General features: G+C 59.7%; 9 protein-coding genes. 6 read left to right on the top strand and 3 right to left on the bottom strand.

Features of this window, described 5'->3' with window-relative positions; genetic code table 11:
- Both AC1RN6_RS12725 and AC1RN6_RS12720 read left to right on the top strand, forming a co-directional pair.
- Nucleotides 1-1,527 (top strand): c-type cytochrome, encoded by a 1,527-nt coding sequence (locus AC1RN6_RS12725; protein WP_493005743.1) that lies wholly within the window; start codon nt 1-3, stop codon nt 1,525-1,527.
- Nucleotides 1,528-1,757: 230 nt separating this feature from the next.
- Nucleotides 1,758-2,702: a GGDEF domain-containing protein gene (locus AC1RN6_RS12720; protein ID WP_493005742.1), complete on the top strand. Its 945-nt coding sequence runs from the start codon at nt 1,758-1,760 to the stop codon at nt 2,700-2,702.
- 15 nt (nt 2,703-2,717) lie between these two features.
- On the opposite strand, the gene AC1RN6_RS12715 is transcribed toward AC1RN6_RS12720, so the two are convergent.
- Nucleotides 2,718-4,451: a M24 family metallopeptidase gene (locus tag AC1RN6_RS12715; protein WP_493005740.1), complete on the bottom strand. Its 1,734-nt coding sequence runs from the start codon at nt 4,449-4,451 to the stop codon at nt 2,718-2,720.
- A gap of 135 nt (nt 4,452-4,586) precedes the next feature.
- Between AC1RN6_RS12715 and pdxR the strand changes: the two genes are divergently transcribed.
- Nucleotides 4,587-6,098, top strand: a complete 1,512-nt coding sequence (pdxR, locus tag AC1RN6_RS12710) for a MocR-like pyridoxine biosynthesis transcription factor PdxR (RefSeq protein ID WP_493005739.1) — start codon at nt 4,587-4,589, stop codon at nt 6,096-6,098.
- A gap of 375 nt (nt 6,099-6,473) precedes the next feature.
- Here pdxR and AC1RN6_RS12705 read toward each other — a convergent pair whose 3' ends face one another.
- Nucleotides 6,474-7,595, bottom strand: coding sequence for a sterol desaturase family protein (locus AC1RN6_RS12705; RefSeq protein WP_493005738.1), 1,122 nt, complete (start codon nt 7,593-7,595; stop codon nt 6,474-6,476).
- Nucleotides 7,596-7,800: 205 nt separating this feature from the next.
- Nucleotides 7,801-8,280 carry an energy transducer TonB family protein gene (locus AC1RN6_RS12700; RefSeq protein WP_493005899.1) on the bottom strand — a complete coding sequence of 160 codons (480 nt, stop codon included), beginning with the start codon at nt 8,278-8,280 and terminating at the stop codon, nt 7,801-7,803.
- A 331-nt stretch (nt 8,281-8,611) separates the two neighbouring features.
- On the opposite strand from AC1RN6_RS12700, the gene AC1RN6_RS12695 reads away from it, so the two are divergent.
- The 3 genes from AC1RN6_RS12695 to AC1RN6_RS12685 are packed head-to-tail and all read left to right on the top strand — an operon-like array spanning nt 8,612 to nt 12,631.
- Complete coding sequence (locus tag AC1RN6_RS12695; RefSeq protein WP_493005736.1) at nt 8,612-9,769, top strand: putative 2-aminoethylphosphonate ABC transporter ATP-binding protein; 1,158 nt, start codon at nt 8,612-8,614, stop codon at nt 9,767-9,769.
- Nucleotides 9,770-9,816: 47 nt separating this feature from the next.
- Entirely contained in the window at nt 9,817-11,553 is a 1,737-nt protein-coding gene (locus tag AC1RN6_RS12690; RefSeq protein ID WP_493005735.1) for a putative 2-aminoethylphosphonate ABC transporter permease subunit, read from the top strand.
- Nucleotides 11,554-11,608: 55 nt separating this feature from the next.
- Nucleotides 11,609-12,631, top strand: a complete 1,023-nt coding sequence (locus tag AC1RN6_RS12685) for a putative 2-aminoethylphosphonate ABC transporter substrate-binding protein (RefSeq protein WP_493005734.1) — start codon at nt 11,609-11,611, stop codon at nt 12,629-12,631.
- The last annotated feature ends 27 nt before the right edge of the window (nt 12,632-12,658 follow it).

Below are 12,658 nucleotides of genomic sequence, written 5' to 3'. Positions count from 1 at the left end.
ATGACTCGCTTATCCCTTCTTCCCTCGCATCGTCTCTCTCAACGCGGCGGCGCTATCTTAATGAGCGCCTTGCTGTACACCGCAGGCATCGCCAGCGTCCATGCACAGGAGCAATCGCTGGATAAACCGCCTGCGCCGCCGGCAGCAATCGCACCTGCTGCTGCTCCTGCACCTCCTGCCGATCCCGCCAAGGCGGACATCGAAAGCGGCCGCTATCTCGCCATCGCAGCCGACTGCATGGCCTGCCACACCGCGCCCGCCGGCAAGCCTTACGCCGGCGGCTACGCCATCGAGTCACCGCTGGGCACGATCTACGCGACCAATATCACGCCGTCCAAGACAGCAGGCATCGGCAACTATACTGCAGCGCAATTCGCCCGCGCCCTGCGTGAAGGCGTGCGCGCCGACGGCAGCCATCTGTATCCTGCCATGCCGTACACCAGCTACGCCATGCTGACCGACAGCGACGTGCACAAGCTGTACAGCTATTTCATGAATGCGGTGACGCCGGTCAACGAACCGGCCAGCAGCCAGACCAAGCTGCCCTTCCCGTTCAACGTGCGCATGTCGATGACGGCGTGGAATGCGATCTTCCTCGATACCAAACGCTTCGTCCCCGATGCGTCGAAATCGCAGCAGATCAATCGCGGCAAATACCTCGCCGACGGTCTCGCGCATTGCAGCACCTGCCACACGCCGCGCAACTTCCTGATGGGTGAAAAAGGCGGCTCGGCGCTCGCCGGTGCGCCGCTGGGTCCATGGCATGCGCCCAACATCACCTCCGACAAGGTCAGCGGCATCGGCGGCTGGAGCGATGCCGAGCTGATGCAGTATCTGAAGACCGGCCACGTCGAAGGCAAAGGCCAGGCCGGCGGCGCGATGGCGGAAGCCGTCACCAACAGCTTCCAGCATCTGCGCGATGATGATATCGCTGCCATCGTGGCGTACCTGCGCACGGTGCCGCCGGTGCGCGACGCCGCGCAGAGCAAGCCGGCTTACAGCTACGGCAAAGCCGTCAGTGATGAATCGGCATTGCGCGGCACGCGCGGCCCCAACGAGCACAACAGCCTCAATAGCGGCGCGGTGCTGTTCAGCGGCTATTGCGCCAGCTGCCACGCTGCATCGGGCGCCGGCAGCAACGGCCAGGATTATCCTTCGCTGTTCAACAACACCGCGACCGGCTCGCACAATCCGGCCAACCTGGTGTCGGCGATTCTGTATGGCGTGGAGCGCAAGGTGGGCGACAAGGAAATCCTGATGCCGCGTTTTGACGCGCACTCCTATGTCAATCCACTGACCGATCAGCAGATCGCCATGATTGCCAACTACGTGTTGAAGCAATACGGCAATCCGGAAGTGCAAGTCACCGAAGCCTATGTCGCGCAAGCGCGCCAAGGCGGCGAACAACCAGTGCTTGCAAAACTGCAGCCGTATATTGCACCGGCCATCGGTATTGCGATTGTCCTGCTGCTGTTGATCATCGTCGCCGTCATCTCGGTGCGCCGGCGCCGCCGCATACCGTTCTGACCATCATTGATGTGATCGTCATCAAAGCCGGTAACCGCCATGGTTGCCGGCTTTTTTGTTTGCGCTGAATGCCTGGCTCGCATTGTGATTTCACACTGCCACAACTTGTTCGAGTTATCCTTACGCACCATTTCTTGCAGTAACTCGTTTTAGATTCCGCAGGGAAATAGGCCGCCAACTGACAAGACATCGCACACCGATACATCATCTGAAAATTGCCATAACCACCCATGACCGAACAGATTCAGAAACAAATGGAACCCGACAGCACCGTCTACAAAACGCTGCTGGAATCTACCAAAGCCATTCCCTGGAAGATCGACTGGAGCACGATGAAATTCGCCTATGTCGGCCCGCAGATCCAGGAACTGCTGGGCTGGTCGCCGGAGAGCTGGGTTTCGGTGGAAGACTGGGCCACGCGCATCCACGCAGAGGATCGCGAAGGCGTGGTGAATTTTTGCGTGGCGCAATCCAAGGCCGGTGTCGACCATGAAGCAGATTACCGCGCCATCACGCGCGACGGCGAGCATGTCTGGATCCGCGACGTGGTGCATGTGGTGCGCAAGCCGGATGGCGAAGTCGATTCACTGATCGGCTTCATGTTCGATATCACGGAACGCAAGAAAACCGAAGCACGCCTGGTCGAACTGCAAAAAGAACTGGAAGCGCTGTCCTATCGCGACGGTCTGACCAACGTCGCCAACCGCCGCATGTTCGATTCTGCGCTGGAAGTGGAATGGGCCAACGCCGTCAAGAACCGCACGCCGCTGTCGGTGATCATGCTCGATATCGATTACTTCAAGCAGTTCAACGACCACTACGGCCACATTCGCGGCGACGCCTGCCTGAAGCAGATCGCCACCGCGCTGAATGCCGCGGCAACGCGCTCGCGCGATTTCTTTGCGCGCTACGGCGGCGAAGAGTTCGTGCTGATCCTGCCGGAAACCGACCGCGCCTCCGCGCTGAAAGTGGCGCAGCGTTGCCGCAAGCTGGTGCTGAAGGAAAAAATCCCGCACGAAAAATCGCAGGTCGAACAAGTCCTCACCATCAGCCTCGGCATGAACACCATCATCCCGTCGACGCAAGACCATCGCATCAACTTCATGGAGTCGGTCGACAAACGGCTGTACATGGCCAAGCAACGCGGCCGCAATTGCATCGTCGCCGACGACTAAGGCCTTCGATTATCCTCACGCCGCGACCGGATTCCTCGCTGCATCTCCGGTCGCCGGCTTGCCCTTGCTTGTCTTTGACGGCGTACCGATCAGGATATCTTCATAGAACGCGCCGATCGCTTCGATCGGATGGCGCAGCTGCACCTCCAGCACCCAGACCGCATCGCCGGGTACGATATCCATCTCCGCCAGCTTGGCGGGACCAAACAAGGCATGCGGGAAATCCGCAACGCGATGGCCAGCCAGATTGCGCTCTAGCAGCCAGCCGCCTTCGGCTGCCACCCGCTCGGCGAAGTCGTAGAGCTCGCGCCCGGTCATTCCGGTGAGCCAGGCTTCCTTGGCGGCGCTGAAGACGTCGCGCGCCGCCTGTGCGCACGCGCTGTAAAGCGCATGCCGTCCGAACACGATGGTGTCGCCGAAGTCGCCTTCGTAGCCATCCCACACCGGCCCCAGGTCCACCACGGCGATGTCGGTGGCTTGCAGGCGGCGCTCCTGGTCCACGCCCTGCCGCGGCGTCCTCACGGTATCGTCGCCGAAGCGGATGTAGGTCGGATGCCAGGTATGCGACGAGCCCATCTGGCGCAGGTGCGCATTAGCCATCTCGACCGCTTCGCTGGTGCTCATGCCGACGCGCAGCTTGCCGGCGATCTGCGCCAGTGCGCGTATCGACTGTTCGCGCGCGGCCAGCATGCCGTCGAGCGAATACTTGGGCCCCACGCGCTCCCACACAGGATCGAAACTTCCGCGCGCCAGCACCACTTCACTGGCGCCTGACGGTACGAATGCTTCGGCAATGAAGTGATGCGCTTCCAGGCCCAGTGCGATGCAACGCTGGCGCGCATCCTGCACCATCCGCGGATTGCCGCAAGCGTAGACCAAAGTACGGCTCCAGTCGTAAGCATGAGTCGCAGCGAGATCCTGTACGTTCATCTGCTCGACATCGAACCAGCGGAAGCGCTTGTCTTCCGCTGCCAATGCATCCAGAAATGCGCGGTCATAAAAATCGCTGCTGTTTGCGCCGCCCCAATACAGCGTCACCGGCACATTGCCTGTCTCCGCCAATGCTGCCAGCAAGACCGGTTTGATGCCTGCGTAACCAGTGCCAGTCGCCAGCAGGATCAAGGCATCATGCGCGCCCGGCTGCCAGGTGCAGGCGCCGAACGGCCCCTCGATGCTGACGACATCGCCTGCCGCCAGCCGGCCCAGCATGTCCTGCGAGAATTTGCCGTCCTTGACGCGGCGGATATGGAAGACCAGTTCGCCGTCATTCTCTGCGGGCAGATTGGCAACGGAAAAACAGCGGCTGCTACCATCGTCGAGGAAGAACTTGACGTACTGCCCGGCACGAACCTGCATGGCCGCTCCGTTCTGCGGCTTGAGCACTAGCTCTGTCACATCGGGAGCCACGGCATTCTTGGTCAGGATCGCCGCTTCCAGCCGCAATGCCTGCGCATGCGGCGACCAGCCCGGAATATCGATGCACATGTCGCTGCAGGCATGGCTCTGGCACAGCAGCATCTCGTCCGGCGCCAAGGGATAAGGAGTCCCCGCGGCAACGTAAGAATTGCTTTCGTGAGCGCCGCTGAGCACCTTCACCTTGCACGAACCGCACTCGCCGCGACGGCAAGAGAACGGTATCGAGATGCCTTCGGCCAGCGCCGAATCCAGCAGCAATGTCTCGTTGTCTGCGGCAAAGCTCTTGCCGGATCCGGCCAGCTCGATGATGTAGGTGTTGTGCATGAGTGTCATTCTTTCCTGTCTCGTATCTGGGTAGTTGAGTTCCGTGCATCGCACGGAATCGCGCGAATTGCGTCTGTGAACTGTATTGTCAGGCTAGAATAGGACCATTAAAACCTCCAGATTTGAATATTCCAGATGGTCCAGATGAGAACATGGCGGCTTCTGCTCGATCTTGATGCCTCGCCGATGAAGGCGTCCTACCGCAAGATCGTTGACGGTCTTGCGAGCGCAATCCAAAGCGGCCGCCTGGAACCCGGCGCAGCCTTGCCCGGCACGCGGGAGCTGGCGGAGATTCTCGATGTCAATCGCAAGACGGTGATGCTGGCCTACGAAGAAGCCATCGTCAAAGGCTGGCTGGTCAGCGAGCCGCGGCGCGGCACTTTCGTCAACGCCTTGCTGGAATCGCCGCAGGCAACATCACAATCCCCGCCAATCAAACGCAAAGCGGCACAGACGGCATCGTTTGCTCCCGAAGTCATCTCGCCTGCATTACCGCCCTATTTCGACGATCTGCACCTGCCGTCGGTGCGTGCCGGCAGAAACGGCGAGTCCATGTATTTCGACAACGGCGCACCGGACCACCGGCTGCTGCCGCAGGCGGTACTGCATCGTTACTACCGCAACGCAATGAAGACCGCCTTCAAATCCAACTGGGTCAAATACGGCAATCTGGAGTCCGCAGAAAAGCTGCGCACGGCGCTGGCCGACATGTTGCGCACTACGCGCAATCTGGCCGTGACCAGCGACAACATCTGCCTCACGCAAGGCACGCAGATGGCCCTGCATCTGGCGGCCAGCGCACTGATTCGTCCGGGCGACGTGGTGTTGGTGGAGCGACTGAGCTATCCGCCGGCGTGGGCGATTTTTCGCGCACTGGGGGCGCGCATTGAAGTGGTCGACATCGATCAGGATGGCTGCAAGACGGACCACATCGAAGCTCTGTGCAAGGTGCATTCCGTGAGGCTGATCTATGTCACGCCACACCATCAGTTTCCGACCACGGTCAGCATGCGCGCCGACCGCCGGCAAAAGCTGTTATTGCTGGCGGCGCGCCATCGCTTCACCGTGATTGAAGAGGACTACGACCACGAGTACCACTTCGAAGGCCGGCCTTACCTGCCGCTGGCCAGCGATCCTCAGCAGCGTAATGTGATCTACATCGGCTCGCTATCCAAATTGCTCGGCTCATCCTTCCGCTGCGGTTTTATCGCAGCGCCGGTGAATCTGATTGAAATCCTCAATCGCAATCTGCTGCTGATGTCGACGCAAAGCGACGCCGTCATGCAAAAGATGCTGGCCGACCTGATCAGCGACGGTGAGTTGCGCAAGCATCTGCGGCGCGCTTCAAAACTTTACCGGTTGCGCAAGGAAGCGCTGCAGGACGAGTTGCAGACTGCATTCGGAGATGACATCAGCGTGCGCAATCCTGAAGGCGGACTGGCGCTCTGGGTGGAATTCGACAAGCGCATCCGCGTCGATGTGCTGACAAAACATGCTGCGGACACGAAGCTGTTCATCCGCAGCGGCCGCCAGTTCTCGCCGCAAGACAGCGCAGTGAACGCGGTGCGGCTGGGCTTTGCCTCCATGAATCCGGACGAGATCGGCGTCGCCGTCAGACGTCTTTATGAGGCATCGCGGCTGGCGCTGAAAAAATGACAAGCGAGATGGTGTCGACTTCCGTCGCGGCGACGAAAAGCGATGCGCCGACGGCGAAGACGGCTGCGATCACGTAAAACATGATTTTCCTTAGTCTGATGTTCTGTCCTGGAGCGGGTCCGCACCGAGTTGACGGGGCGTGCATGCAGAACGGCTGCCAGTGTACTGATTCAGTACGGCAAGAACAAACCAGCTTTCGTGGGACCTGGCCTCAGTATTTCTTGGGTCTTATCGGAGAGACTTCTGAGGGCCGGCCATTTCTTATACCGTCGTCCCGGCGAACGCTGGGACCCAGTGTCTTGAAAACGACCGATATGACGCTGGATCCTGACTTTCGCCTGGACGACGGCTATCGGGCGTCGGCAAAGAGGATTTTTACCAGAGAACGTAGAAGGCAACAGCGCCCGCGATCACGTCAATGGCAACCACGGCCAGGCCGGACAGACGTTTCTCAAGATAAACGCCCAGCGCCCAGAAAGCGATGAGGAAGGCGGTGCAGACCGCCAGCAAGCGCAGATACGAAACGTCATCCGCAACCCATAACAGGACGGCAGTCGCCACCAGCAGCAGCAAAAACTGCAGTCCGGCAAAAACATTGGCCTTGAGCGGCAACGGCGGATCATAACGGCGTGCGGCCTGCTTCAGGTCGAATGCCGGTCCGCTGGCCTGCGCATAATCCGGCAACCAGCCCGGCGCCTTGAACCAGACGCGCAGCTTGTCTTGCCAGTGCGGCAGCGTCGCGGCGGTCTTCGCCAGTTGCCAGTAACCGCCGGCCACCGCCCAGATCGGATCCCAGCTTTGCAGCGGCGTGCGCGTGCCATAGACGCACTTCTCTTTTTCTTCCGCGAAGGTGCCGAACATGCGGTCCCAGATCACCAGCATGCCGCCGTAGTTCTTGTCCAGATACTGATCGTTGACGGCGTGATGAACGCGGTGATTTGAGGGCGAAGAAAAGACGCGGTCGAACCAGCCCAGCTTGCCGATGTGTTCGGTGTGAATCCAGAATTGGTAGATCAGCACGATCAGGCCGGCAATACCGAACTGTTCCGGCGACACGCCCAGCACTGCCATTGGCAGATAGAACAGCCAGCCGATGAAAACCACGGTGCTTTCCTGGCGCAAGGCGGTGGACAGATTGAAGTCCTGGCTTTGATGATGAACCGAATGCGCCGCCCACATTACGGCGCTTTCGTGGCCCATGCGATGCAGCCAGTAATCGAAGAAGTCGAACAGCACCACGGCGGCAACCCAGCCGAGCGTCGTCTGCCAGAAGCGCGCATGCGGAAAAACCGCGACGAAGCGATACACGATCGAATACATGCCGATCTGGAACAGCTGGGTCACCAGCGCCACCAACTGGCTGATCAGGCCCTGGCTCAGGCTGCTGATGGCGTCGTTGAGACGATAGGTATTGCGCCGGCGAATATAGCCGTAGACGAACTCCACCCCGATGAGCACAAAAAACAGCGGGATGACGTAGACGATGATCTTTTCCATGAGGGGTATCTGCTAGTGCCGCAAGGCAAGAATGCGCGCAAAAACAGGCGCAGAGCGACGGCGATAGGATACCCGGTATTGGAATATGCTGCAGCGCGCAACGAAAATGCGCTGCTTGGTTTTGATAATTGTGGGAGACGAACAACGTATCCGGAGGGAAAGGCGATCCACCGGGCAACGCCTGGATCACGACAAGTCCCGGGGACTATTCGTTCTTCTGCGGCTGCGCGATGGTCCGCAACTGGAAGCGGCCGTCGTTATTGAACAGCCATGTCTCGGACAGCTCAATGCGGCCGTTACTCAGCAAGGCAACCGGCGGCTTGGGGAAAGGTGCGGTGTTGCGCAAGGTGGTCAGCGCCGTGGCTTCGGTAGCCTTATCCTTGTTGGTGCGTACGACTTCGCTGCGCACCAGATTGCCGTCCTTGTCGACCACATACTTGATAACGATGACCGAGCGCAGCAAGGCTTGCGGCCTTTCGATATGCACCTTGGTGGAATTGACCTGCGAAATGCGTCTGGCCAGATCAGCCTTGTAATCGTCCAGCGAATTGGCGGTCGAGGTGCCGTCGGGCGTGGTCTTGACCTGCTCGATAATTTCCTTCGCGGTGGCGTCGCGATTGGCTTGCGTGTCGGGCTTCTGCACCGTACAGGCCGTCACCAGCCCCGCGCCGAGCACCGCTGCAATTCTGATTCCGGTTTTGTTTGTTCTGTTCAAATGAACCGCCTGTTGACGAGGTAAAAACAATATCTCCTGAATTCTCCTGAATATTAGACCACACAGGACACGCAATTCGTTCCGACCTTTCTGCAAGAGATTGTTGCTGACGATTTGCACCGCAATATTGCCAGCGAAAAATAGTACCGTACTTGGCAAAATGATCTCATCCATAACCTGATGCTATAGGTGGAATCCACTCCATATATAACATCGCAGGTGTCATCCAGCGGTCATATTAGCTACGTAATATCCGCTCACTTTCTGGCCGAACCCGGCATAGTCTCAACGAAAGAATGTGATGCCTACTTCGTTATCTCACCCTGCCGATATCTCAGTTGCAGGCGCCTCCGCAGGCTCTTCCACCGATGCATTCCTGTCGATTCGTACGATACAAAAACGCTTCGGCGCGTTTACCGCGCTGGATCACGTATCGCTGGACGTCAAGCAAGGCGAGATGGTCTGCCTGCTGGGTCCGTCCGGTTGCGGCAAGACTACCCTGCTGCGTACCATCGCCGGTCTGGAGAAACAAGATAGCGGCAGCATTCACGCACACGGCCAGGACATCTCTCATCTGCCGCCGCAATCGCGCGACTACGGCATCCTGTTCCAGTCGTATGCGCTGTTTCCCAATCTGACGGTCGCGCAAAACGTCGCTTACGGCCTCAACAGCCGCCGCATGAACCGCGCCCAGATGCAGCAACGCGTGACGGAAATGCTGGACATGATCGGCCTGGCCGGCAGCGAAAAGAAATTTCCCGGCCAGCTCTCCGGCGGACAGCAGCAACGTGTGGCGCTGGCACGCGCGCTGGCGCCCTCGCCGTCTCTCCTGCTGCTCGACGAGCCGTTGTCGGCACTGGACGCGCAAGTGCGCGAACACCTGCAACTGGAAATCCGCCGCCTGCAAAAGCAATTCAACATCACTACGCTGATGGTCACACATGATCAGGAAGAAGCGATGGTCATGTCGGACCGCATCGCCATCATGCACCACGGCCGCATCGAACAGTTCGACACGCCGGACCGCATCTATCGCCATCCGGCCACGCCCTTCGTCGCCGACTTCATCGGCCAGGCCAACTGGCTGCCGTTCCAGCGCTTGTCGGCGCATCAGGTCAGCGTCGGCGCATTGACATTAAACATTGACGAAGCATCGCGCCAGGGCGCCATGCACACGCACGCCGGCAACGAAGCCGATAGCAACACCGGCCGCCTGTTCTGCCGTCCGGAAGCCATCGACGTACAACCGGCTCCCGGCGCTTCAAACCGTTTTTCGGCGCGCGTGGTCGATCAGATCTACCTGGGCAATCGCTATCGCATGATGCTGGAACTGGATGAACTGCCGGGCCAGCGCCTGATGGCTGACGTCGCCGACGAAATCCGCGCCCGGCTGCCGGATGTCGCTGCTGAGAGAATGTGGATCGCTCTGCCGCAACACGCCCTGCATCTGTTTTCCTGAGCAGCATGACCACTTCCGTTCAAACAACCGCGCTGCCGGAGCCCGCCATGGCAACGACGCCCGTGTCTGGCAACGTATCTGCTACCGCGCCCGCCGCCACAGCGAAGCCGCTGAAGGCACTCAATCTCGATGCACTGGTATCGGGCGGTTTGAAGTATTTTCTGCTGGTGCTGTTGCTGCTCGCCCTGGCGATGCCGCTGGTGGCCGTACTGGGGCAAGCCTTGTTCGATCAGGGCGGCGTCTGGGCCGGCATGGCGCCGTGGAGCAAGCTGGTCGCCAATCCCAACTTCTTCCCCATGGTGGCGCGCAGCGTCGGCGTGTCCGCCGCGACGGCCTTGGTGGTAGTACCGCTGGCCTATCTGTTCGCTTACGGCCTGCAGCGCACACTGGCGCCGTTCAAGGGCCTGTGGCGCGCGATCGCCCTGCTGCCGCTGCTGGCTCCCTCGCTACTGCCCGGCATTGCGCTGATCTACCTGTTCGGCAATCAGGGACTGTTCAAGGAATGGATGAACGGCAGCATCTACGGTTTCTGGGGCATCTTGCTGGGCGAAGCCTTCTACACCTTCCCGCATGCCTTGATGATTCTGCTGTCGGCGCTGTCGCTGGCCGATGCGCGCCTGTATGACGCCGCATCCGCAATGGGCGCCAACAGCTGGAAGACCTTCCGCACTGTAACCTTGCCGGCCACGCGCTACGGTATCTTCGGCGCCTTCTGCCTGGTCTTCACGCTGACCATCACCGACTTCGGCGTGCCGAAAATCGTCGGCGGCGCGTTCAGCGTGCTGGCGGTGGAAGCCTACAAGGCGGTGGTCGGTCAGCAGCAGTTCGACCGCGGCGCGCTGATCGGCTTGCTGCTGCTGATTCCTGCGCTGCTGACCTTCTTCATCGACGGCTGGCTGCAAAAGCGCCAGCGCGCACAAATGAGCAGCCGTGCAGAGGTCCTGGTGCCACGCCGTCAATGGCGTCGCGACAGTGTCTACACCTTGATCCTGATGGCGATCAGCGGCGCGCTGCTGTTGATGATTGCCGTTGCCATCGGCGCTTCGCTGGTCAAGCTGTGGCCGTACAACCTCAAGCTGACGCTGATGCACTACGACTTCGACAACATGGACGGCGGCGGCTGGCTGGCCTACTGGAACAGCCTGCGTCTGGCCATCGGCACCAGTATCGCCGGTACGGCGGTCATCTTCACCGGCGCCTGGCTGATGGAAAAGACACGCTCGAACCGTGTGCTGGATACCTCGCTGCGCTTCCTGGCTTTCTTGCCGATGGCGGTGCCGGGACTGGTGCTGGGACTGGGCTTCGTGTTCTTCTTCAACCATCCGGCCAATCCGTTGAATTTCCTCTACGGCAGCATGACGATCCTGGTGCTGTGCTCGGTGATGCACTTCTACACCACGGCGCATCTGACCGCCGTCACGGCGCTGAAGCAGATCGATCCCGAATTTGAAGCCGCCTCGGCCTCGCTCAAGGTGCCGCTGCTGCGTACTTACCTGCGCATCACCGTACCGCTGTGCCTGCCGGCCGTGCTGGAGATTTTCCGCTATCTGTTCGTGTCGTCGATGACGACAGTGTCGGCGGTGATCTTTCTCTACAGCCCGAACACCGTGCTGGCGGCGATTGCCGTGCTGAACATGGACGACGCCGGCGATGTCGGGCCTGCCGCCGCCATGTCGACGCTGATTCTGCTGACCTCGATTGCGGTATCCCTGCTGATGCACTGGGGTCTCGGTTACTGGGTGCGCCGCGCACAGGCCTGGCGTACTGCCGGCAAAAGACATTAAGGAAGTACTGATTTCGTCGTTCGTCGTATCACTTTTTAACCACAAGAAAGCAACCATGAAACCTACAAACATTCTTAAACTGCTTGCTTCCGTTCTGGGTGCAGGCGCTCTGCTGTCCGCGCATGCAGCGACCACACTGACTGTCTACACTGCGCTGGAAGCCGATCAGATCAAGGCTTATCAGGCCGAGTTCGAAAAGAGCAATCCGGACATCGAAATCAAATGGGTGCGCGATTCCACCGGTATCGTCACTGCCAAGCTGCTGGCTGAAAAGGCCAATCCGAAGGCGGACGTGATCTGGGGTCTGGCGGCTTCCAGCCTGGCGATTCTGGACAAGGAAGGCATGCTGACGCCTTACGCGCCAAAGAACCTGGCCAACATCGAAGCCAAGTACCGCAGCCCCGCCAATCCACCGGCATGGGTCGGTATGGACGTCTGGGGTTCGGCTATCTGCTTCAACACTGTCGAAGCACAAAAGCAAGGTCTGCCGAAACCGACATCGTGGGCTGACCTGACCAAGCCGGTCTACGCAGGCAAGATCGTGATGCCGCATCCAGCTTCTTCCGGCACCGGCTACCTGGACGTCACTGCATGGATCCAGATGATGGGTGAAGACAAGGCATGGGCCTATATGGACGCGCTGCACAAGAATATCGGCCAGTACACTCACTCGGGCTCCAAGCCATGCAAACAAGCTGCCACCGGCGAATTCCCGATCGGCATCGCGTTTGAATACCGCGCTGTGAAGACCAAGAAGGAAGGTGCTCCGATCGACATCATCCTGCCGTCGGAAGGCCTGGGCTGGGATCTGGAAGCGACAGCCATCGTCAAGGGCACCAAGAACCTGGACGCCGCCAAACGCCTGGCTGACTTCTCCGCCAGCAAGGACGCCATGATGCAATACGAAAAGAACTTCGCCGTTCTGGCCGTTCCCGGCATCGCCAAGCCTGATCCACTGCTGCCGGCCGACTACGAAAAGCGCCTGACCAAGAACGACTTCGTCTGGACCAGCACCAATCGCGATCGCATTCTGACCGAGTGGAGCAAGCGTTACGAAAGCAAGGCTGAAAAGAAGTAATCCGCCGCTGTAACTTGTACTAGTTGA

Source organism: Herbaspirillum sp. GW822-FHT03A08 (assembly GCF_058801885.1).
The sequence above is the reverse complement of the archived record's forward strand: the minus strand, read 5'-3'. Positions and strand labels throughout refer to the sequence as shown.